Source organism: Mesorhizobium sp. WSM4935 (genome assembly GCF_029625735.1).
Classification (GTDB): Bacteria; Pseudomonadota; Alphaproteobacteria; order Rhizobiales; family Rhizobiaceae; genus Mesorhizobium.
Genome location: NZ_JARTVR010000008.1, coordinates 69,259 through 90,275, shown reverse-complemented (window position 1 = coordinate 90,275; position 21,017 = coordinate 69,259). Strand labels below are relative to the sequence as shown.

20 protein-coding genes are annotated in these 21,017 nt (G+C 62.5%); 13 read left to right on the top strand and 7 right to left on the bottom strand.

From position 1 onward, the window contains the following. Positions 1-44 precede the first annotated feature (44 nt). Entirely contained in the window at positions 45-428 is a 384-nt protein-coding gene (locus P9273_RS19315; RefSeq protein WP_442920243.1) for a GFA family protein, read from the bottom strand. Positions 429-1,194: 766 nt separating this feature from the next. On the opposite strand from P9273_RS19315, the gene P9273_RS19310 reads away from it, so the two are divergent. From P9273_RS19310 to P9273_RS19260, 11 genes are all read left to right on the top strand, one after another. Then, positions 1,195-1,509 carry a hypothetical protein gene (locus P9273_RS19310; protein ID WP_278050330.1) on the top strand — a complete coding sequence of 105 codons (315 nt, stop codon included), beginning with the start codon at positions 1,195-1,197 and terminating at the stop codon, positions 1,507-1,509. Between the two features lie 1,440 nt (positions 1,510-2,949). Continuing rightward, positions 2,950-3,669, top strand: a complete 720-nt coding sequence (locus tag P9273_RS19305) for a heme-binding protein (RefSeq protein WP_278050329.1) — start codon at positions 2,950-2,952, stop codon at positions 3,667-3,669. Positions 3,670-3,761: 92 nt separating this feature from the next. After that, complete coding sequence (locus P9273_RS19300) at positions 3,762-5,540, top strand: methanol/ethanol family PQQ-dependent dehydrogenase (RefSeq protein WP_278050328.1); 1,779 nt, start codon at positions 3,762-3,764, stop codon at positions 5,538-5,540. Next, positions 5,521-6,390, top strand: coding sequence for a substrate-binding domain-containing protein (locus P9273_RS19295; RefSeq protein ID WP_442920240.1), 870 nt, complete (start codon positions 5,521-5,523; stop codon positions 6,388-6,390). Before P9273_RS19300 ends, P9273_RS19295 begins: the two co-directional genes overlap by 20 nt. Beyond that, entirely contained in the window at positions 6,387-6,920 is a 534-nt protein-coding gene (locus P9273_RS19290) for a c-type cytochrome (RefSeq protein ID WP_278050327.1), read from the top strand. The genes P9273_RS19295 and P9273_RS19290 overlap by 4 nt, the downstream gene beginning before the upstream one ends. After that, positions 6,917-7,930 carry a cytochrome c oxidase subunit II gene (gene coxB / locus P9273_RS19285; protein ID WP_278050326.1) on the top strand — a complete coding sequence of 338 codons (1,014 nt, stop codon included), beginning with the start codon at positions 6,917-6,919 and terminating at the stop codon, positions 7,928-7,930. The genes P9273_RS19290 and coxB overlap by 4 nt, the downstream gene beginning before the upstream one ends. Then, complete coding sequence (ctaD, locus tag P9273_RS19280) at positions 7,927-9,903, top strand: cytochrome c oxidase subunit I (RefSeq protein WP_278050325.1); 1,977 nt, start codon at positions 7,927-7,929, stop codon at positions 9,901-9,903. Before coxB ends, ctaD begins: the two co-directional genes overlap by 4 nt. After that, positions 9,900-10,505 (top strand): cytochrome c oxidase subunit 3, encoded by a 606-nt coding sequence (locus tag P9273_RS19275; RefSeq protein WP_278050324.1) that lies wholly within the window; start codon positions 9,900-9,902, stop codon positions 10,503-10,505. Before ctaD ends, P9273_RS19275 begins: the two co-directional genes overlap by 4 nt. Before the next feature lies 1 nt (position 10,506). Then, a complete protein-coding gene (locus P9273_RS19270; RefSeq protein ID WP_278050323.1) occupies positions 10,507-10,848 on the top strand; it encodes a hypothetical protein in 342 nt (113 codons plus the stop codon). Continuing rightward, positions 10,845-11,723 (top strand): cytochrome c oxidase assembly protein, encoded by an 879-nt coding sequence (locus P9273_RS19265; RefSeq protein WP_278050322.1) that lies wholly within the window; start codon positions 10,845-10,847, stop codon positions 11,721-11,723. The genes P9273_RS19270 and P9273_RS19265 overlap by 4 nt, the downstream gene beginning before the upstream one ends. Beyond that, complete coding sequence (locus tag P9273_RS19260; RefSeq protein WP_278050321.1) at positions 11,704-12,117, top strand: c-type cytochrome; 414 nt, start codon at positions 11,704-11,706, stop codon at positions 12,115-12,117. Before P9273_RS19265 ends, P9273_RS19260 begins: the two co-directional genes overlap by 20 nt. Here P9273_RS19260 and P9273_RS19255 read toward each other — a convergent pair whose 3' ends face one another. From P9273_RS19255 to P9273_RS19240, 4 genes are read right to left on the bottom strand one after another with little or no spacing between them, the layout of a single operon-like run. Beyond that, positions 12,118-12,924, bottom strand: a complete 807-nt coding sequence (locus tag P9273_RS19255) for an ABC transporter permease (protein WP_278050320.1) — start codon at positions 12,922-12,924, stop codon at positions 12,118-12,120. Next, a complete protein-coding gene (locus tag P9273_RS19250) occupies positions 12,921-13,646 on the bottom strand; it encodes an ATP-binding cassette domain-containing protein (protein ID WP_278050319.1) in 726 nt (241 codons plus the stop codon). Before P9273_RS19250 ends, P9273_RS19255 begins: the two co-directional genes overlap by 4 nt. Then, positions 13,643-14,602 (bottom strand): PQQ-dependent catabolism-associated beta-propeller protein, encoded by a 960-nt coding sequence (locus P9273_RS19245; RefSeq protein ID WP_278050318.1) that lies wholly within the window; start codon positions 14,600-14,602, stop codon positions 13,643-13,645. The genes P9273_RS19250 and P9273_RS19245 overlap by 4 nt, the downstream gene beginning before the upstream one ends. Beyond that, entirely contained in the window at positions 14,590-15,741 is a 1,152-nt protein-coding gene (locus tag P9273_RS19240; protein WP_278050317.1) for an ABC transporter substrate-binding protein, read from the bottom strand. The genes P9273_RS19245 and P9273_RS19240 overlap by 13 nt, the downstream gene beginning before the upstream one ends. A gap of 1,141 nt (positions 15,742-16,882) precedes the next feature. On the opposite strand from P9273_RS19240, the gene P9273_RS19235 reads away from it, so the two are divergent. Next, positions 16,883-17,146, top strand: coding sequence for a hypothetical protein (locus P9273_RS19235; protein WP_278050316.1), 264 nt, complete (start codon positions 16,883-16,885; stop codon positions 17,144-17,146). A gap of 452 nt (positions 17,147-17,598) precedes the next feature. Next, positions 17,599-18,576 (top strand): manganese catalase family protein, encoded by a 978-nt coding sequence (locus tag P9273_RS19230; RefSeq protein ID WP_278050315.1) that lies wholly within the window; start codon positions 17,599-17,601, stop codon positions 18,574-18,576. A gap of 204 nt (positions 18,577-18,780) precedes the next feature. Here the strand turns inward: P9273_RS19230 and P9273_RS19225 are convergent, their stop codons facing one another. Together P9273_RS19225 and P9273_RS19220 are read right to left on the bottom strand one after the other, a co-directional pair. Then, positions 18,781-19,257: a DUF2269 family protein gene (locus P9273_RS19225; RefSeq protein ID WP_041000743.1), complete on the bottom strand. Its 477-nt coding sequence runs from the start codon at positions 19,255-19,257 to the stop codon at positions 18,781-18,783. Then, the gene (locus P9273_RS19220; protein ID WP_278050314.1) at positions 19,257-20,543 is read right to left on the bottom strand and encodes an SDR family oxidoreductase; all 1,287 of its coding nucleotides are present in this window, start codon (positions 20,541-20,543) and stop codon (positions 19,257-19,259) included. Before P9273_RS19220 ends, P9273_RS19225 begins: the two co-directional genes overlap by 1 nt. Positions 20,544-21,017 lie beyond the last annotated feature (474 nt).

Sequence of the window (21,017 nt, the reverse complement as noted above, 5' to 3'; positions counted from 1 at the left end):
CGACGATCGTCTGTGACCCCCATTCGGGTGTCTGCCGGCTGAGCCTAGCCATCCTGCTCCTGCGGTAGGCCGTCGGTTAGATCATAAAAATCGGATTTCGAGCCCACGAAAATATGCTTGGCGAGGCGCAGGCCTGTCGGTGGGTCAAGGGTTCCGGCAGCGACGAAGGTTTGAATGCCCGGAGCCGCCTTCCAGAATAGATTACCGCCGCAACGCGAGCAGAAGCCGCGCTCGACGTTTTCTGACGAGCGGTACCAACTGAGGGTAGACGACGCTAGCAGTTCAAGATCCTCCGAACGACAGGCCGCCATAGCCGCGAAGTTGCCGCTGGTGCGGGCGCATTGGGTGCAGTGACAGGCTATAGGCTGTGCAAGCACACCTGCGATTTCGTAACGCACTGACCCGCATAGACAACGACCCGATGACATGGAGACCTTACCCGCCGCGGGAGATTTTGTTCCATGAAGTTGCGAAGCTGGAGTCATTGAGCTGGGCCTTCCAGAAGCGTTTCAGCGACGCAGCTTCTCCTTCGCCTGCAGCGTTTCGACCTCGCCGATCAGGCCAGGCTCGGCCACTGCGCTTTTTCCTTTTTCAGCTCCTTGGGCGATGGCGCGAAGCGGCCGAAGTCTAAGGCGTCTTCTGAATCCGCTCGCGGCCACGGCGAAGGGCTTCAGATATGCAAATGGCATACCGCCGTTCGACCAGCTTGCGTTGCTCGTCAGCCAAATCGCTCCGCTCCAAAATGCGCACAAAGTAGCTGATCAGGCGGCGGAGATCGCTGTCGCTCAGATTTGCAAGAACCTTTGGCATTGGAGGAAAATTGGTTGAGTTCGCCCATCTGCTGTGCCCGGGGCGCGCGCCGTCATTAAAAAAAGATGTGGCGTCCCTAAAATTAGCCTGTGCAATGTTCCCTTTTCTGTTCCTTGAAGGCAACCCGGCCGCGTATCTCTGATCTTGCGGCGAAGCTTCCGATTCGCCGGGCCGGCGCCGGGATTCCAACCCCAACAGGCAACGGGCGCCGGTCACTTTGCAAGCTGACACCCGTGAGCTTGGTTGCGATTACACCCAACCCGACGCGGCGCGCGGATGGGAGCAGCCCAGCCCGCGCGCCGACTGCTTGATCACCCTCGCCCTGCGTTCGATGTTCCATTAGCAAGCGCTTGAATAATGCGCTCCCCGCCCCAGAGTCATGACATGGCCAAGGGCTCTTTCAACATTGGCGATGAGGTGGCCATCACGGCCAACGTGCGTAGGCGTGTCACGAAGGACTGGGTAAGCGTTTCCGTTCCCTCCTATGGGCAGCCACACTCGATTGTCGATCGAACGTCTAAGGTGAAGCAGGGCCAAGAAATCGAGCTTATTGGGCACGTCACTTACGTCGACAGGGAAGCCGGCAAGGTCACAGTCAACCTGGGTATTCCAGTAACCGTGAAAGCCGACACTCTCAGGCTTGTCACGCGCTACGTGCCGCCGAAGCGGAAGACGCCCCTGGTGGACAAGGCGACATGACGAAGCTCTCGGAGCTCGGCCCATTCGAACCTCATCTCTACGGGAAGGTTCGCGAGCACGAAAGTGAGTATTTCTACCGCTGTCCCCGGTGCGGCCAGATGGTGGATGAACGGGACGCGCGGCAGGTGGTCTGGCACGCTTCTTGGAGCACGAGCGTCTCGTGATCGATGGGGACGCGCCTCACTTGCCATAAAGCGGCGGAATCGCAGCCAGGCTGCTGCTGTTGCCGGCCTACTTGCCCGATCTCAATCCACCGTTGCCTTTGGCGATTCTGAGATCATCGCTGGGCGTGGGGTATTTTTTGTGGTCGAAAGACGGCTCGAGTCCACATTGTAGGCTGTCTCGTAAACGTGCAGCAAAACCTTAAATGGTGCTTTTGGTAGGTGCGGAGGATGTAGCAAGTGCATTGATCTCATTGCTTTTTTCGAGAGTCAAACCTGCGAAGCTTCCCGTATCCGCCCCAACCTGTGAAATTGCGATTTGGCCGATCGACAGATGCGAACGCGACCCTTGGACCGCACCACACGCGCAATCACATACAGTGGCAAATCCTTACTAGGAAAAATACACCCACTCCATAAGGGATAAGGAGAAGTCCGAGGGCGATCCAATAGCCCGGCTGCGCCATTGACGCTAAATCTGAACGAAGCTGTTCCATTGCCACCAAACGATGCGCCAACATCGTTGTTCCAAGGGGCAACAGTCCGAGTTGCATATGATATTCCCGTTTTTTCGGCATGGAACATGTTTTCGAGCTTCCAGTTCGAGGCGGGATCAAAAAGCAGTGGAGATGTTCGGTGGCTCGCCTAACGCCAGAGCAGGTAGCGGCGGCTAGAGCCTTGTTGAACCGGCCTCGGGTCCGGCTGGGGCCAAGTGCGATTTGAGCGAGGCGAGTATTCGGAATTAGAGCGCGGTGGCCATCTCCCCTCCCCAGAAAGCTGCTTGCCACGCGCTAGGCGTTCCAGGCCGCCGGCATCGTGCTTTTCGGCCAGGCAAACCTGTCCTTCGATTGCAAACACCGGTTCGTGTTCCGGTCACCAATCTTAGTGCTGGCGAGGCTGGGATAATCGGCAACAGCGAAATGTAGCCGCGGCTCATCCCGATCGGGATGAGGAGCAGTTCGGGGGAATTCGCCTCTCAGACAGGCAGGATAGCTTTGCAATCCTGCTGCGGTCGCAAAAAATGCCGAGGCCATGATCCGACCTGTCGCCGACGCATTTGATGCGGCCGGTGATCAAATAAAATCCGCTGCTTGGCGTCCTTCCACACCCGCTGACTTGGTCGGCTACCAATCTTTTCATGAAAGAGGAACAAAGCAGACGATTGCCAGTTCGGTAACATCAACAAACGTTCTCAAATGTTTTCAAACGTTTCCGGATCATGGCTCATCGTCGGTTTTCGTTGGTAGCTCTGGGCCTTCTGGTCTTGGCGTTTGGCTTGATGCAGAGTGCGGCTCGCGCCCAAGCACCCTGTCCAGCCGATCACGACAAGCTGCTCTCGGCCTTGAAGGCCAATGTGAAGGCGAGCGGCGGTCCCGCGAATGGCGGCTTCGAGACCAATGAATGGGCGGCGATCGTCAACCGCGACGGTACCGTCTGCGCGGTCGCCTTCAGTGGGCCAACCGCCGATGCGCAATGGCCCGGCAGCCGGCTGATCGCGGCCGAGAAGGCCAACACGGCCAATGGGCTCAGCCTAGCGAACATGGCGCTTTCGACAGCCAATCTCTATGCCGGAGTGCAGCCGGGTGGTCCTCTGTTCGGCCTGCAGGCTACCAACCCCGTCAACGAGGCAGCGGCTTACGCCGGCGACCCTAAGACGTTCGGCAGCGCCAATGACCCGCTGATAGGCAAGCCTATCGGAGGCGTCGTCGTGTTCGGCGGGGGCTTGGCTCTGTATGACGGTAAAACAATCGTTGGGGCGCTCGGCGTGAGCGGCGATTCCTCCTGCGCCGACCACAATGTCGCCTGGCGCGTTCGGGCAGCCCTCGGCCTCGACAAGGTTCCGGCGGGCGTCAATCCCAACCGCAAGGATGCCATCGTCTATGATCTCGATCCCGGCGGGAAAAGCGCCTCCGGCTGGGGTCACCCGCTTTGTGCCGGGCACGAGGCAGACATCGCGGCGGAACTCGGCGCCGGAGTCGGAGGCGCGGCGCCAAAATGAAGCAAGCAACGCAACCTGCAGCATCCTGCATTGACTTGGCGCGTATCGATCCTCCAGCGGTATCCCGAAAACATCTTGGCGTTCTTAAAGCGATGCTGCTGGTCTGCATCCCCTTGCTGACAGCCGCTTCGGAAACCCCGCCGTCGCCGGCGATCTCTCCGCCTGCCGCGGCCGCGCCGCCCGATGACGGGCAATGGACGATGCCGGCCAAGAACTACGCCTCGACCCGCTATAGCGAGCTCGCGGAAGTCAACGAAGCCAATGTCAAGAACCTGCAGGTCGCCTTCACCTTCTCGACCGGAGTGAACAAGGGCCAGGAAGCGGCGCCGCTGGTCATCGGGAACACGATGTATATCGTGACGCCGTTTCCCAACATCGTCTACGCGCTCGACCTGTCCAAGCCCGGCGCGCCGATCAAATGGAAATACGAGCCCAATCCTGAGCCCGCCGCGCAAGGGGTTGCCTGCTGCGACGTCGTCAACCGCGGCGCGGCTTTCGCGGACGGGCGCATCTTCTTCAACACGCTTGACGGCCATACCATCGCGCTCGATGCGAACAGCGGTCAGCCGATCTGGAACGCCCATATTGGCAACATCAATATCGGCGAGACCATCACCATGGCGCCGCTTGTGGTGAAAGGCAAAGTGCTGGTCGGCAATTCCGGCGGCGAGATGGGCGTTCGCGGCTGGATCAAGGCGCTCGACGCCGGCGACGGTCATGTCGTGTGGACGGCTTACAATACCGGACCCGACAAGGACGTGCTGATCGGGCCCGACTTCAAGCCGCATTACGACATGGACAAAGGCAAGGACCTCGGCGTCACGACATGGCCGCCGGAAGCCTGGAAGATCGGCGGCGGCAACATGTGGGGCTGGATTTCCTACGATCCGGACCTCAACCTGATCTTCCACGGCACCGGCAATCCCGGCCCCTGGAATCCCGATCTGCGGCCCGGCGACAACAAATGGACATCAGGCATCTTTGCCCGCGATCCTGATACCGGGGCGGCGAAATGGTTCTACCAGTGGACCCCGCACGACCTGCACGATTATGACGGCATCAACGAGCAGGTCCTGCTCGACATGAACTGGCAGGGCAAGCCACGCAAGGTGCTGGTCCGGCCGGAACGCAACGGCTATCTCTACGTCCTTGATCGAACCACCGGCGAGGTCCTGTCTGCAAAACCTTATGGCCCCGTCAACTCCAGCAAGGGTGTCGACCTCAAAACCGGCCGCCTGATCGAAAATCCGGACAAGCTGACCGGTACCGGCAAGGTCGTCCGCGACATCTGCCCCACCGCGTCCGGCCTCAAGGACTGGCAGCCTTCGGCCTTCTCGCCGAAGACAGGCCTGCTCTACATCCCGCACAACAACCTGTGCATGGATGAAGAAGGCGTCGAGGTGAACTACATCGCCGGCACGCCCTATGTCGGGATGAACGTGCGCATGATCCCCGGGCCCGGCGGTAACCGCGGCGCCTTCACCGCCTGGGATATCGCGGCCGAGAAACCCGCCTGGAGTCTCAAGGAGAACTTTCCGGTCTGGAGCGGCGCGGTCGTAACCGCCGGCGACGTGGTCTTCTATGGAACGATGGAAGGCTGGTTCAAAGCCGTGAGCGCCAAGACCGGCGACCTGCTTTGGCAGTTCAAGACCTCGTCCGGCATCATCGGCCAGCCCATCACCTATCGCGGCCCGGACGGCCGCCAATATGTGGCTGTGTTGTCCGGCGTTGGCGGCTGGGCCGGCGCCATCGTCTCGGGCGACCTCGACCCGCGCGACGCCACCGCCGCGCTCGGTTTCGTCAATGCGATGAAGGACCTGAAGAACGCGACCACGGCGGGAGGCACGCTCTATGTGTTCCGTCTGCCCTGATGTATTCGGCTTGATCCACAGCGTCGCACGGAAGCTGTTCCCGCGCATCGCGCTCGGCATCACCGCGCTTGCCTTCCTGCTCCTGCCGGCGACAGCCGGCGCTCGTGAGCTCAGGGTCTGCGCCGACCCGAACAACCTTCCATTTTCCAACGCGGCCGGTCAGGGCTTCGAGAACAGGATCGCCGAAATCATCGCCGGCGATCTCGGCGCCAAGCTGACCTACACCTGGTGGGCGCAGCGCCGCGGCTTCGTGCGCAACACGCTGAAGGCGGGCCTGTGCGATCTTGTGCCCGGCACGCCGGCCAATCTCGAAATGCTGCGCACCACCAGGCCCTACTACCGCTCATCCTATGTCTTCGTGACCCGCCAGAGCACCCCGGACGTGACCTCCTTCAACGATCCGCGGCTGCGCGCCTTGCGCATCGGCGTCCAGCTCATCGGCGATGACGGCGCCAACTCGCCTCCCGTGCAGGCCCTTGGCCGCCGCGGCATCGTCGGGCATCTCATCGGCTACCCCGTCTATGGCGATTACTCCGCTCCCAATCCTCCGGCGCGCATCGTCGAAGCGGTGGCGAGCGGCGAGATTGACCTCGCGGTGGTCTGGGGTCCGCTCGCCGGCTACTTCGCCCAGAAACAGAAGGTGCCGCTGCGGATCACACCGGTTGCGCCTCGCATCGACGGGCCGCAATTGCCGCTGGTGTACGACATCTCGATGGGCGTTCGGCGCGAGAACGATGCGCTGTGTAGCGAGGTGAACAGCGCGCTCGCCAGGCACAAGGCGGAAATCGACGCGATTCTGACGCAATATGGCGTGCCGCGTCTCGACATGGCCGGGAGCCCGGTGCGATGAGACCGACTGCCGCCATGCTTCTCCTGGCGATCTTAGCGCTGGCGGCCTGCCAGCGCGAGGAGCGGGACACACGCCCGCAATCGGCGCTCGGCTCCGGTGAGCAGCCGACGCCGGTGACAACTCTGGAACCCGGCGGCCAGCGGCCCTCCCCCACAGACAACAAAGCGGCAAGCTTCGAGGCCAATGCCTTTCATCTGAGCGAAGGCAAGCGCCTTTTCGGCTGGTTCAACTGCTCGGGGTGCCATGCCAATGGCGGCGGCGGCATGGGCCCGGCTCTAATGGACGAAAAGTGGATCTATGGCAGCTCGATGGAAAGCATCCACGCCACGATCCGCGACGGTCGTCCGAACGGCATGCCGAGCTTCCGCGACAAGATCCCCGACGACCAGATTTGGGAGCTCGCGGCCTTCGTTCGCTCGTTGAGCGGCAATGCGCCCTCCTCCGCCGCGCCGTCGCGCAATGACGACATGATGGCGCACCCGTCGGAAAACCGCATGCCGGATGCCGCCACGCTGGGGAAGTCACCGTGAAACGCCTCGCCTCGATTGCGTTCGCCACGGCAATCGCCCTGTTTTTTCAGGGGTGCGCAGGCTGGCAATCGGCTCTCGACCCGAAAGGTCCCGCGGCGAGCGAGCTCGCATGGCTGATCTGGTTCTTCACCGGGCTATGCGCAGTGGTGTGGGTGCTGGTGATGATCGCCTTGGCCATACCATTGATGATGCGATCGCGGGTGCGCGCTGAGCCGCTCGTGCTCGACGCCGGCGCCGACAGTCGCAAGCTGCGCGTGGTGATGACCGCCGTCGGGCTGACCGCCGTGATCCTGGTCGGCCTCACGCTCCTTAGCTTCTTCGCCAACAGGACCCTTGCCGCGATCGGCTCGGATGCCGCCCTGACCATCCGCGTCACTGGCCATCAATGGTGGTGGGAGGTGCGCTACGAGGACGCCACGCCGAGCCGCATCCTGACCACCGCGAACGAAATCCATATTCCGGCCGGCGAGCCGGTGCGGCTTCTTCTCACCTCGACCGACGTCATCCACTCCTTCTGGGTCCCGAGCCTTTCCGGCAAGCTCGACCTTATTCCGGGTCGTATGAATGTGCTCGACATCAAGGCCGACAAACCCGGCGTCTACCGAGGCCAATGCGCCGAGTTCTGCGGCGCGCAGCACGCCAACATGGGCACCTTCATTATCGCCGAGCCGCGCGCAAAGTTCGACGCCTGGTGGAACGATCAGTTGCAGCCGGCCGCTGAGCCAATGAGCGATGAGGCCATGGCCGGCGAGGACCTCTTCCTGAAACGCCCCTGCGTCATGTGTCACAAGATCGGCGGCACACCCGCGGGGGGAACGGTCGCGCCCGATCTCACCCATGTTGCGAGCCGGCAGACGCTCGCGGCCGGAACATTGAGGATGAGCCGCGGCAATCTCGCTGCCTGGATAGCCGATCCGCAAGGCGTGAAGCCCGGCTCCCACATGCCGGTGGTCCAACTCAATGGCGACGAGCTCAACGCGATCGTCGCCTACCTCGAGGGGCTGAAATGAGCAGCGCGGACCTGACCAGCGAACGCGACCTGCCGCGGGAACGTGAGGCGACGCCCAAAGGCGACATCGCGCCCGAGCGTGACGGACCGCGCGACACCGGTATGGACGACGCCAGCCTGCACCGCTGGCTGGCGCGGACTTGGCGCACGCCCCCCGGCATCATCGGCGCGCTGTCGAGCGTCGACCATAAGGTCATCGCACGCCGCTACCTGATCACCGCCTTCCTGTTCCTCTGTCTCGGTGGGCTCAACGCCGTCGCCATGCGCATCCAGCTCTCGGGCCCGCAACGCGGCCTGATCGGCCCGGATCTCTACAACCAGCTGTTCACGATGCATGGCGTCACCATGATGTTTCTGTTCGCCGTGCCCATCGTCCAGGCGACAGGCATCTATCTGGTGCCGTTGATGGTCGGCACCCGCAACATCGCCTTCCCGCGCCTCAACGCCTTCAGCTACTGGATCTATGTCTCAGGAGGTCTCTTCGCCTGGATATCTTTCGCCCTCTCGATGGCGCCGGATGTCGGCTGGTTCGCCTATGTGCCGCTGTCGGGACCGGAATACAGCCCTGGCAAGCGCGCCGACGTGTGGGCGCAGATGATCACCTATACCGAGGTCTCGTCGCTCGCGGTCGCCGTCGCGACCATCGTCACCGTGTTCAAGCAGCGCTCACCCGGCATGTCGCTGGACAAGATCCCGCTCTATGTCTGGGCGCTCCTGGTCACGTCTTTCGTCGTCGTCTTCGCCATGCCGGCGGTAATGGTTACCTCCACGTTTCTGATCCTCGATCGGCTCGTCGGCACGCATATCTTCAACCCGGCGGAGGGTGGCGACGCGTTGCTGTTCCAGCACCTGTTTTGGTTTTTCGGCCATCCCGAAGTCTATATCATCTTCCTGCCGGCGACAGGCATGGTCTCCGCCATCATTCCCGCTTTCGCCCGGCGCCCGATGTTCGGCCACCTCGGTTTGGTCCTCTCGTTGATCGCCGTCGGTTTTCTGTCGTTCGGCCTCTGGGTCCACCACATGTTCGCGACCGGGCTGCCGAAGCTCGGCGCCAGCTTCTTCACCGCCTCGAGTATGATGATCGCGATCCCCAACGGCGTTCAGATCTTCTGCTGGCTGGCGACTCTCTGGGACGGCAGACCGGTGATCCGCACGCCGCTGCTGTTCGTCTTCGGCTTCTTCTTCATCTTCGTCATCGGCGGCCTCACCGGTGTCATGCTCGCCTCCGTGCCTCTCGACCTGCAGGTGCACGACACCTATTTCGTCGTCGCGCACTTCCATTACGTGCTGATAGGCGGCTCGGTCTTCCCGCTGCTCGGAGCCGCCTATTTCTGGTTTCCCAAAATCACCGGCCGCATGATGAGCGAGCGCCTCGGGCGCTGGCACTTCTGGCTGGCGATGATCGGCTTCAACGCGGCTTTCTTCCCCATGCACATCGTCGGCCTGTGGGGCATGCCGCGCAGGGTCTACACTTATCCGGCCGAGCTTGGCTGGGGGAACATCAACCTCTTCATCACCGGCGGTGCGGTGCTCTTCTTCCTGAGCTTCGTGCTGTTCGCGTTCAACCTCGTGCATGGCGCCTTGAAGGGCGCGCCGGCTGGGGACAACCCCTGGGATGCCGGCACGCTTGAATGGGCCACGTCCTCGCCGCCGCCCAGCTATAACTTCGCGCGTATTCCGCTGGTGACGAATGTCGAGCCGCTCTGGGCCGAACGCGAGGCGCTTCCCGTCGCGACCGGGCTTCGCGTCGACGTGCGCGAACTGCTCGTCTCAACCGTGGCGGAAGCCCATCCCGACATCCGCGAGAAATCGGCGACGCCGTCGATCTGGCCGCTGCTGGCGGCCATCGCTGTCGGCGGCACTTTCCTCTACTCGATCTTCACGCCCTGGGCGATCGTCTGGGGCGCGGCGCCGATCGCCATCACCTTGATCGGCTGGTTCTGGCCGAAAGGCGATCCGGAGGACGAAGAATGAGCCAGCGTCCCGCCGTCGATCTTTCCGGCCTGCCGACCTTTGGACATGGCCCGCGCAGCCCGACCTGGTGGGGCACGCTAGGCTTCATGGCGTTGGAAGGCACGGGCTTTGCACTGGCCGCCGGCGCCTATCTCTATCTGGCGACGTTGTGGCCCAACTGGCGTCTGAGCGCACCGGAGCCCAACCATTGGCCGGGAACGATCGTGACGCTGCTTCTCGTGGTCAGCCTGGTGCCGAACCACATGCTCAACCGCTATGCCAAGCAATGCGCAATGGGGCCGGTGCGGATCGGCATGGTGGTGATGTCGCTGCTCGGCATCGCGCCGCTCATCGTGCGCTGGTTCGAGTTTCCGGCGCTGAACATCTACTGGGACACGAATGCTTACGGCTCGATGGTCTGGGTGCTGCTCGGTCTGCACACCACGCATCTGATCACCGATGTTGGCGACACGATCGTTCTGACGGTGCTGATGTTTACGCACCACGGCTATAGCGGCCGGCGCTACGGCGATGTCGGCGACAATGTTTTCTACTGGGATTTCGTGGTCCTCACCTGGATCCCGATCTACCTGCTCATCTATTGGCTACCGAGGTTGGGCTGAGATGCGCGCGCTGCGGCTAGGCACGTCCTGGGGTGGTTTGTTGTCGGGGCCTTTGGCCTGGGCAATCTCGACCCAGCTGAACTACGCGCTTGTGCATTGGCAGTGCAATCGCCAGGTACAGCTGGTGCTCCCGGTGGCGCTGTTGCTCGCAATATTTTCCCTGCTCGGCGGCGCGCTGTCATGGCGAGCGAAGCGGCAAGGCGGCGCCGCCTTCAAACCGGAGCGCACGCGCAGCACCGAGCGTTTCGTCGCCGATCTCGGCATGCTCGCGGCACTGCTGTTTGCCCTCGTCATCATCATGCAGGGCAGCGCCGCACTCATCCTCGACGAGTGTCTGCGATGAGCCTCGACGCGTTCTTCTCGACCTCGATCTGCTACGGCGCCGGCGCGCCCGAGGCCGGATGGACGTTAGCGTTCCCCATCACTTTTCCCTTGGCAGGTATCGCGCTCATGTATGGGATCGGCGCAAGCCGGCTTTGGCGGCGCAGCGGCCGAGGCCGGCCCGAGCGGCTTCGCCAAGCTCTGTTATTCGCGGCCGGCTGGGGCGTGCTGACGGCAGCGCTGGTCAGCCCGATCCATGCGCTCGGCGAGCGTTTGTTCTCAGCCCATATGATCGAGCATGAGCTGCTGATGGCCGTGGCGGCGCCGCTTCTTGTCGCCGCCTTCCCCGGCGCGGTCTTGATGTGGGCGTTGCCGGCCGCACTTCGCCGCGGAACGGGAAAACTCACCCATGGCAAGCTGCTGCAGGCGGTCTGGGCGTTCGCCGCTCGCCCGCTCAGCGCGACAATCCTTCACGGGATAGCGATCTGGATCTGGCATATTCCGGCGCTGTTCGAGGCAGCGCTGCAGCAGGGCGTGCTGCATTATGCGCAACATGCAAGCTTCCTCGGCACTGCCTTGCTGTTCTGGTGGGCGCTTCTGCCGCGTTCTGGTCGACAGCAAACTTACGGCAGCTCTGTCATGCATCTTTTCTTCACCTCGTTGCATACCGGCCTGCTCGGCGTCCTACTGCTGGTATCGCCCAAACTCTGGTATCCGGAGAATGCCTCCGGCGCGGCGCTTTGGGGCCTGAGCCCGATCGAGGACCAGCAACTGGCCGGGCTCGTGATGTGGGTTCCGGCTGGGCTGATCTACGGTGGCGCCGCCCTGCTGCTCGCCGGCCTCTGGATAAGCAACAGCGGAACCAGGGAGGCTACGCATGCGCTCCGACCTGGCTAGGCTGCTCGGCGGCGTCATCGTCGGGGTCGTGCTTCTGGTCATCGCGATCGCGGCGACCTTGTGGATCGACCGGCGCGAGCGCGTTCGGCACGAGTCGGATGTGGCGACCGGCGGCGTGGGCGCGCGCGCCATTCCGATCATGACCACGAATGGCTGTTCCGGCTGCCACACGATTCCTGGCGTGCCCGGGGCGCAGGGTCAGGTCGGGCCGCGCCTCGACGGCAGCCTCGCCGGTCGCGTCTATATCGGCGGCGTGCTGGCGAACAATCCGGAGAACCTGATCCGCTGGATCCGTTCGGCAAGGGAAATCAACCCGCGCACAGCCATGCCTTCGACGAGGATCACCGAGCAGCAAGCGCGCGATATCGCGGCCTATCTCTATGCCCTTAGATAATCAGCCCTCGCCGCCACGCCGGGCCCATAGGCCGCGGCCGGGATCGTAGCCGGCCACCGCCGCCAAGAAGAAAGCCACGAGACAGGCGACAACAACCAGCATGGAAACCATGTGGAACCGCAGGTAGAGCGCGAAGCGGATCAATTCGACCGCCGAGCTGAATGGATTCCACGCGGCGATCGTCGCCAGCACCGGACCGGCTTCAGCGAGGCGCCAGATCGGATAGAGCGCCGTCGAGGCGAAGAACATCGGGAAGATCACGAAGTTCATTACGCCGGCGAAGTTTTCCATCTGAGTGGACATCGAGGACACCAATAGGCCGAACGCGCCGAGCATCAAGCCCGACAGCACGAGCGCCGGGAACACGGCGACATAGCCCAGGATCGGCGGCCGCACGTCCCAGAATCGCGCCACGAAAAGAAACAGATAGACCAGCGGCAGGCCGACAATCACGCTGGCCAGCAGGCGCGCGGCGAGCAGATACCAGCGCGGCAGCGGAGCCGTCAGCAGCAGGCGCATGCTGCCCATCTCGCGGTCATAGACCATGGCCAACGAGCTCGCCATAGCATGGAACAGCAGCATCATAGCCGCCAGCCCAGGCACCACATAGACCTCGTAGAGAACATAGGTCTGGTAGGGCGGGGTGATCGACAGGCCGAGAACGGAGCGAAACCCAGCCGCGAAAATCGCCAGCCACACCAGCGGCCTCACTATCGCGGAGAACAGGCGCGCGCGCTGCCGCAGCGACCGCAGCATTTCCCGCCGCAAGATGCCGTCGAGCGCCCTCAATGCGTGACGCACCTTCATGGCGAACCCGTCAGCAAGGCGAATGCCTCAGCGATGCTTCCTACGCCGAGGTCGGGCGCGATGCGATCCGCAGGGCCAGCCCAGCACACCCTACCCCGATCCAGCACCACGACGTCATCGTCGGCCGCCACTTCTTCGAGGAAATGCGTCGCCCACAGTACGGCAATGCCGCGCTCGCGGCAAAGCGCCCTCACATAGCGCTCGAGCGCGCGCCGTCCCGGCACGTCAAGCCCGGTGGTCGGCTCGTCAAGCAGCATCAGGCGCGGGCCGTGCATCAGCGCCCGTGCGATCTCCACGCGCCGGCGTTGGCCGCCGGATAGCGCTCGGGTCGGATCGTCGATCCTGTCCAGCACTTCGAGGCGGCTCAATTCCTCCCTTGAGCGCGCGTTGCTCAGTTCCGTGGGAAGTCCGTGCAGCGCGGCGTGGTAGCGCAGGTTCTCGCCCGCCGTCAGATCGAGATCGAGCGTCGGCAGCTGGAAAACGACGCCCATTTGCGCGAGGGCGGCGGATGGGTTCGCTTCCATCGCTATATCGAAGACACGGACCAGCCCTGTGCGCGCGTAATAGAGACCAGTAATCAGCGAGAACAATGTCGTCTTACCGGCGCCGTTGAGGCCGAGCAGGATACACATTCTGCCTTGAGCCACAGTTAGCGAGACATTCTGGAGAACCTGCCTGGTTCCGAAACTGTGGCACAAATTCTCGACCGCCAGGGCGTTCATGGGCCGATCACGACTCCCCATGGACCGCGCCCAACCGGCAGCGACTTCACCACCTCCTGGTTCTCCAGGTCGATGAAGGAGATGTCGCCGGAGTTGCCGTTGGCGCTGATCAGTTGATTCTGGTCGTCAGAGCGCGCGACATGCCAGGGCCGCTGGCCGACAAGATAGAGGCGCTTGACGGTGAATGTCTTCGTGTCGACCTCGGCAATCCTGTTAGCCGGGCCGAGGGCGACATAGGCAGTCGCGCCGTCGCGTGACATCTCGATGCCGACCGCTTGTACACCCTCACGCCGGATTCCCGGCACCTCGAACTCGATCTTGCCCATTTGAGCGCGTGTCGCAGTATCGAAGACCGTGACGGTGCCTCGGATTTCAGACGACACCCATAATTGCTTGCCGTCCGGCGAGAACGCCGCGGCGCGCGGCCGCGTGTCGACGAGAAGGTTGTCGATGAGTTCTAGCGTGCCGGCGTCGATGAGATGGACCATGCTTGTCGTCTCCGACGTGCAGGCAACGATTCGGCCATCGGCGGTAACCGCCATCCCCTCCGGCTCGACACCGACGTCGACCGTGCCGATGATTTTGGCGCCAGCTATATCGACCACCGAGACCAGGTTATCGTTCTCATTGGCAACGAAGAGCCGCTTGCCGTCTGGATGCACGACAAAGAATTCCGGATCGGCGCCCGAAGGCAGTTGGCCGACGACCTGCCGCTTGGCGAGATCGACCACGTCGATGCGGTTGTCGTCGCCTTCGGCAACGAACAGCGTCTTCTTGTCGACCGAAAGCGCCATTCCGCGCGGGCGCCGGCCGACATCGATCGCGGCCTGCAATATCATGGTCGCCCCGTCCACGACCGCGACGGTGTTGTCCTGTTCGTTGGAGACGTAAATCGTCTCGGCAGCCGCGGGAACGGCAAGGACCAGCACAAGCACGAGCGCGATCAGAATTTGCATGTGCTCTCCTCCAGATCGATGCCCAGAGTATCGAGCGGCGTGCGCTGATGCAGAAAGCCCGGTTGTGGCGAACTGGAAACAAGCAGCCGGGGGCCCGCGATCAGAATGGGTTGGCGCATCTGCCCGTCCCACGGACGGAAACTCAGCCCTTGCCCCTTGAAGCCGGCGAGCAGGAAATCGTCGCTGCGCAGATACTTTGCGATCGCGGTCGGATCGAGGCTGTGCAGCCGCGTTGCCGCCTCGCCAATGCTTCTGACAGCTAGCCAGGCGGCGTAGTCGCTGGGCAGCATCCAGCGTCCGGCCTGCTTGTGGAAACGATCCTGGAGCTGCGTGGCGCCCCACTCCTCATTGACCGCGCTCCAGCCGGTGGCGATCAGCCCTTGCGTACCGGCAACCGGCCTCGGAAGGGCGGTGCGCCCTTCCAGATAGGCGCCGAATTCATCGGCCTCGTCGGCAACCACGAGCACATCATAATCACTGACTTGGGTGGCGGCGGGGATTTCGGTCTGCAGCGTGACATGGCCGGTATCGGCACGCCCGTTGGCGGGCCGGAACGTCCAGGGCTGATCGATGGTGATCTCCGCTCCGAAGCGCGTCGCAGCGCGCCGGAAGGCAACCGCCATCGCCTGGTCCTCAGGACGCGGCCCGGCCAGCAGGAACCATTGCCGCCAGCGCTTCCAGACCAGATATTGGGCCAGCCCGTCAGCGAGCATCGCACGGCTCGGAATGGTGTGAAGCACGTTCTTGCGGCAATCCTCCTGGCGGAGCCGGTCATCGGGTGCCCTGCTATTGAACAAAACCATCCGCTCGGCGCCCGGAGCGTCGCTCGCCTTGAGCAACAGGTCGGCATCGAGATCGGCGACGACGAAGCTGACACCCGCTGCCGCGAATTCCTTGACGGCTTCGGCCGGCGTCTTGCCGGGCGCCAGGATGACTTGTTGCAGTCGGAATTGCTGACCGAGGAAGCGGCCGGTGCTGGCATCGTCAGCGATGCCGAGGCGGGCGCCTTGAAGGCCGTCATCGGTGACGACCTCGTCCAATGGCCCGAGGGGTGGAGGCGGCTTGCGCTGTTCGCCTACGTAGCCGATCACCATCGTCTGCGGCTCGGGAAGCGCCGAGGGGGTTATGGCGAGCAGCATGACAAATGCTAGCGCCAGCCTTATCCGGCTCGGGTCGAGCAGGCCAAGTTGGATTTTTGGAATCGACACGGGCGCTCCAGGATGGAGCGATCCTAATGTTTTGGAACCAGGAATGTTCCCGTCTCCGTGAGCTCAGGCCGCCCGGGTCCGAATTCGGAGCGGGCTCAAAGCCGTGGACCGATGCGGGGAAGACCTGACCGCGAGCCTAGCTGACGGGACTGCCGACTGTCGTTGACCGCGAGTCTCTCCTCGGTCACCGTTTCGCGCTGTCGCTGTCGGTATCCGCCCGCGTCAGGACTGTTCCAGGGCCATGCCTATCGACACTGGAACGGCTACAAGCAAACACGTTTCGACAATAAGGGTTTCTTTGTCATTGAACATGGAAGGCAATGCTTTTCCGGGTTTAGGTTCGGGCTAAGAAAAACCCGCCGACCGAAGCCGACGGGCTATCTTCCCTCAAACTGCTTGTACGCCCCTTTCCCAGATGGTCCGCCGGAATCCAGGAGCCCCGCACAAAGCTCTTCCTAATGCAGTCTCGGCCAAGGGGCTGTAGCTCGGGAGCAACAGTCAGCGAAATCGGTGGAAAGGCATAAAAATCTATATCAATGCGAGGATGCTAATTTAGCCTCTTCTTTTAGCCGACCTTAACCCTACCGAGTCGGCTAGGCCCGGCGGTTCAACCCAACGCACCCCAACGCGGAACTGTCGGGCCGCTTGCTTCGTGCTGTTCCGGCGCGACGGCAAGCTTCGTGAACTGCAGGTTTCAATTATCCGGCTAGCCGCGCGGCGTGCGCTGCGGCGGATGATTTTAAGTCACGAGGACCGCCCAGTTGCTCTCCGTTATAAGTTCCACCGCATGATGTTCGTGTGGCGCTACAGTCTTCCCCTACGGCAGGCCGCAACGCAGCGGATAAGAGATGATTACGCACAATCGCATCTGAGGATCTATTTGGGATTGCGCCTGCGTAGGATCGGATTGACCTGCGGGAGACGGGTCCGACTTTCAGATTCACGCGCCAGGCGAGCTCTAGTGTTGAAGCTGACGGAATCGCCCTTTATGGCCTACGCCCCTCCTGTCGCAGCTTAGTCGGCGGAACTTTCGGCGGCCGGCGGAGTTGATCACGGCCAACGGGGGGATGCTGTGCAAATATTCGACAGGCTTGAAGCGCTGGTCCACGCAGAGGATGCCTCAGCGGCGGCGAGAGAAGCGCGATTGCTGTTGGCGGAAATCGATCGCCGTGGCTCTGAGATAATCTCGGCCGCCGTCGACGATTTTCTCATCGACATGTTGACACTGGCATTCGTTGCCGAAGCATTCGAGGGCGGGGCTTTGGTAGCCACTCGCCGGCTGGCTCAGAAGAGATTATCCAAGATCAAGCTGTTGTCGGTGGTTCTGCCGGCTTAATTGCCGCAATTGGCCGGGTCGAGCAAAAGCGTCTTAATTCGATCCAGCGCCGACAAGGGTCGGAAGCGGGCCGGTTATCGTAGAGCAGTGTCCCACCCCGGGCATAGGATCGACTCAAAGCCGTCGATCACGGGCGGGTCAGCGCAGCAGCCCTTCTCCCGCAAAATCTTCCCAGCCGCGCAGCTGGAGCAGGGATCCTCGTCCCAACTGCTGTCGGTTGAGCCTGCGCCCCCCGACGTCTCGGCGCGCTCTGATCGTCTCGGCCCATCTGCTCAAGTATTATATAAGGTGATCTTGCAGCAATTGGCGTGCAAGACTGATCAGAATGCGGACGCGACGCCAAGGGCGGCTCGGCGGATTTAAAAACGCGCCGTTTAAGCCATTCTATTTTTTGCGGAGGAACATTCCAGGAGGCGGCCGGTTAGTGAACGTCAACCCTTGGAGGAAGCCTCATGTTCATGCACAACAAGCGACTGCAATACACCGTTCGTGTCTCGGAGCCGAACCCGCGGCTGGCGTGCATGATCATGGAGCAGTTCGGCGGCGCCGATGGCGAGCTTGCCGCGGCGATGCGCTACTTCACCCAGGGACTGGGTGAGGACGATGTCGGCCGCAAGGACATGCTGCTCGACATAGCGACCGAAGAACTCAGCCATCTCGAGGTCGTCGGTTCGATTGTCACCATGCTCAACAAAGGCCTGAAGGCACAGCTGGCCGAGGGCCAGATGAAGGAGGCCGAGCTGTATTTGATGGTCGGCGCGAGCGGCACGACGGCAAAAGAGTCTATCTTGTTCGGCGGCGCACCTGCATTGTGCGACTCGGCCGGAGTGCCGTGGACTGCCGCCTATATCGATTCCCGCGGCGAGCCCACCGTCGACCTGCGGTCCAACATTGCTGCGGAGGCGCGTGCCAAGATCGTCTATGAGCGACTGATCAACATTACCGACGATCCCGGGGTCAAGGATGCGCTGGGATTTCTCATGACGCGCGAAATCGCGCATCAAAAATCGTTCGAGAAAGCGTTGTACGCGATCGAGAACAACTTCCCCACGGGCAAGCTCCCCGGCATTGAGAAATTTGCGAGCATGTACGTCAACACGTCACAGGGCGAGGGGGACACGAATGGGCCCTGGAACTCGGGAGACGAATGGGACCGCGTGGATGATCTTGAGGAAGTCATGCCGGCGGACACTGGCGATGGGACGGCAACAGTCAAGCTGGCGGCCAAGGACATGAAGGTCGTAGCCAAGATGGGCGAACGGACGCTCTCTGACCCCTCCTCCGACCCGACCACAGGCGCGGATCTCGGTGCCGGTCCGGGGGCGGGACGGACCAAGAATGGCGACATGGGCGGCGCCGCCAGTATCAAAGAGGCGCCTGCGCGGGCCGAGGCCACCGCTCGCAAGAAAAATAAGGCTCGGGCTGGTTGAGCCCTGCCGACTTGACGAGGCTCGGTTTCGTCTACCCGTCAGCGTTCTGACGGGTAGCACGAGCCGCCGCCAAGAAGGAGACGCGGAAGCGCCTCCCGCACCCCTCCGCCATCTTCGCTGTTTCGAGCACGCTGGGTGCGCGATCCTGAACTTCTGTCAGACACTGCGGTTGCGTGTCGATATCGGGCAGAGTTCGCGGACTCGTTAGAACAACTCAATTTCGGGTCGTGTGATCATCAGCCAATAGATTGCGGCCACGCATGCAAATGCCGGAAACCCGAAAGCGAACCAAACACGGAAGAGCTGATTGTAGCGCTCTGGCGGCGGAGTGCCGGCGGACGCAGCTTCCACCGCGAGATCCCGCATGCGCATCTGCATCCACACCACGGGCAACCAGAACAGCCCCGTGACGACGTAGAGCAGGATCGACAGCACGATCCAGCCCTCCCGGAGCGAATAGCCTGACTGCCAGGCCAATGCGGCCCCGGTTATCGGTTGGGCGATTACAGCGGTGGCGGTAAACAGGAAATCGGCAATGACGACGATGCGAGCGACGGCGGCAATCGTGGCGGCGCTGCCGGTCCGGTGGGCGAGGAGCATGAAGAATGCAATGCCGGCACCGGTGCCGAGCAGCACGGCAGCGCCGATGACGTGCAAGTACTTCAGCACAAAATAAAGCATCAGCGTTCCTCCAGGATCGCCAGCGCGCAGAAGTGCAAGACGAGTATGGGCAGAATTTTCATCAATGGGCCAAGGGGCTCATTCCACAGGTCCGGGCGCAGAATACTTCCCGCAATCGCATAGAAGCACGAGACTGCGATAGCCCCCCACAACCCTGCCCGGCTCGTCGGCCGCCACGCGATCGTTGTGCCGACAACCATGTCGGCCAACGCGCCTGCGACAACAGCTGGACCGGCCAACGCCTCGAAGGCGGTGCCGAGGAGAAGCTCCACACCGCTGCGCCACCCGGTGGTGAGCGAAATGATGCCGGTCGCGATCCAGAAAAACGGCAAAACCACGAAGATCGCCGGCTTCACGAAGTAAAGCCCGGCGAACCAGCGCTCTTGTACGGTGGGAGGGCTGGCGGCCAGGGCGGACGCGAGGCTCGAGGGCTGGATTCCCGTTGCAAGCTTCCACGGCTCCAAGGCGCCGGTCGCGCCGCGCGCAATTTCCTTGGCGGCGTTGGTGCGCATCGGAGGCCGCCAGCCGAGGAGGCCTGCAAGGTCCCCAAACCGGTAAAGCATTGCGGCAATCCAACCGGGCAGGACAAACTCCTTCGCCCTCCCCCACCCCAACCATTCGCGGTAGCGGGCGACGACTTCGCTCATCGTCAATGCTTCTGGCCCTGCGAGTTCGAGCGTCAGGCGTGACGGGCTATCCTTGCTGAGCAGGGTCAAAACAGTTGAAACGACGTCGTCGAGCTGGACGACCTGCAGGCGACCTGTGCCGGGCATTGTCGGAAGCAGAGGCAGGGCGGCCAAGCCGCGAAAAAGAGCGCTTGCGCCGAAAGCTGGCCGCCCGAGCACCACCGAGGGCCGAAGGATCACCCAGTCGAGATTGCGCTCCATCAACGCTCGGTCCCCCGCCAGCTTGCTGGCCGAGAATGCTGAAGGCTGCTCCCGGTCGACACCGATCGCGGAGAAATGAATGACCCGTCCCACGCCGGCGCGTTCGCAAGCAGCAAAGAGAGCCGAGGCGCCGACAGCATGAACTTTGCCCGTATTCTCCCGAGCACTGTCCTGCAGCACGCCCGCGCAGTTCACGACAGCGTCGACCCCCACCAGGTGTGGGAGCCAGTCTTCCGGCTCCAGCGCTTTCGCCATGTCGATGACGACGGTTCGCTCCTTGGAAAGGCCGTTCGGGGCGCGGCCACGGACCACTCGGACGACGTCGTGCCCCTCGACCACCAGGCGCGCGCACAATGTCGCGCCAATCAGACCCGAAGCGCCAGTGACTAGAACGATCATGGCTTTGGTTGGCCTACTGCATTGGCTCCCGTCTTGATCACACAGCGTTCTCCCAGATGCGTTGCGACCCGGTCTTTGCTTCGCGAGCCGTAACTTCCCAATACTTCAACTTCTTCTATCGAACCTGGGGCGCGTCCTAGTGTTCCAAGCTCCGGAATGGCAATGGCGTCGCATCCCTGATCTATATCGGCAGCACCGTTCTGTTCCGCCCTGCTTGCTGCAGAACGCGGGGCTAATGAAGCCAGTCCCCGACCCGACATCGCGGGCTGCGAAAAGCCCGGCGGAACAAGCGGTCCGGCGCCAAGTTCGGATAGCGGTCCGGAGCGACGCAGAGCATGAAGACCTCGAGTGGCGGTGTCGCGCCAGATTGCTGAGGCGGCCGGGTTCGCCGTCTGGGCGTGCGGGGCAATTCTCCGCTTGTTAGCTCCAGGCACATGGCTGGCCGCTCTCCGCTGGAACGCAACCGAACCCTGT

What these genes read in the sequence shown, in the direction of transcription:
- P9273_RS19275 (WP_278050324.1), top strand. Translation starts at nt 9,900, where the DNA reads ATGAGCCAGCGTCCCGCCGTCGATCTTTCCGGCCTGCCGACCTTTGGA.
- P9273_RS19300 (WP_278050328.1), top strand. Translation starts at nt 3,762, where the DNA reads ATGCTGCTGGTCTGCATCCCCTTGCTGACAGCCGCTTCGGAAACCCCG.
- P9273_RS19260 (WP_278050321.1), top strand. Translation starts at nt 11,704, where the DNA reads ATGCGCTCCGACCTGGCTAGGCTGCTCGGCGGCGTCATCGTCGGGGTC.
- P9273_RS19220 (WP_278050314.1), bottom strand. Translation starts at nt 20,543, where the DNA reads ATGATCGTTCTAGTCACTGGCGCTTCGGGTCTGATTGGCGCGACATTG.
- P9273_RS19305 (WP_278050329.1), top strand. Translation starts at nt 2,950, where the DNA reads ATGCAGAGTGCGGCTCGCGCCCAAGCACCCTGTCCAGCCGATCACGAC.
- P9273_RS19225 (WP_041000743.1), bottom strand. Translation starts at nt 19,257, where the DNA reads ATGCTTTATTTTGTGCTGAAGTACTTGCACGTCATCGGCGCTGCCGTG.
- ctaD (WP_278050325.1), top strand. Translation starts at nt 7,927, where the DNA reads ATGAGCAGCGCGGACCTGACCAGCGAACGCGACCTGCCGCGGGAACGT.
- P9273_RS19270 (WP_278050323.1), top strand. Translation starts at nt 10,507, where the DNA reads ATGCGCGCGCTGCGGCTAGGCACGTCCTGGGGTGGTTTGTTGTCGGGG.
- P9273_RS19295 (WP_442920240.1), top strand. Translation starts at nt 5,521, where the DNA reads ATGTGTTCCGTCTGCCCTGATGTATTCGGCTTGATCCACAGCGTCGCA.
- P9273_RS19230 (WP_278050315.1), top strand. Translation starts at nt 17,599, where the DNA reads ATGTTCATGCACAACAAGCGACTGCAATACACCGTTCGTGTCTCGGAG.
- P9273_RS19250 (WP_278050319.1), bottom strand. Translation starts at nt 13,646, where the DNA reads ATGAACGCCCTGGCGGTCGAGAATTTGTGCCACAGTTTCGGAACCAGG.
- P9273_RS19310 (WP_278050330.1), top strand. Translation starts at nt 1,195, where the DNA reads ATGGCCAAGGGCTCTTTCAACATTGGCGATGAGGTGGCCATCACGGCC.
- P9273_RS19265 (WP_278050322.1), top strand. Translation starts at nt 10,845, where the DNA reads ATGAGCCTCGACGCGTTCTTCTCGACCTCGATCTGCTACGGCGCCGGC.
- P9273_RS19245 (WP_278050318.1), bottom strand. Translation starts at nt 14,602, where the DNA reads ATGCAAATTCTGATCGCGCTCGTGCTTGTGCTGGTCCTTGCCGTTCCC.
- P9273_RS19315 (WP_442920243.1), bottom strand. Translation starts at nt 428, where the DNA reads ATGTCATCGGGTCGTTGTCTATGCGGGTCAGTGCGTTACGAAATCGCA.
- P9273_RS19255 (WP_278050320.1), bottom strand. Translation starts at nt 12,924, where the DNA reads ATGAAGGTGCGTCACGCATTGAGGGCGCTCGACGGCATCTTGCGGCGG.
- P9273_RS19290 (WP_278050327.1), top strand. Translation starts at nt 6,387, where the DNA reads ATGAGACCGACTGCCGCCATGCTTCTCCTGGCGATCTTAGCGCTGGCG.
- P9273_RS19240 (WP_278050317.1), bottom strand. Translation starts at nt 15,741, where the DNA reads ATGCTGCTCGCCATAACCCCCTCGGCGCTTCCCGAGCCGCAGACGATG.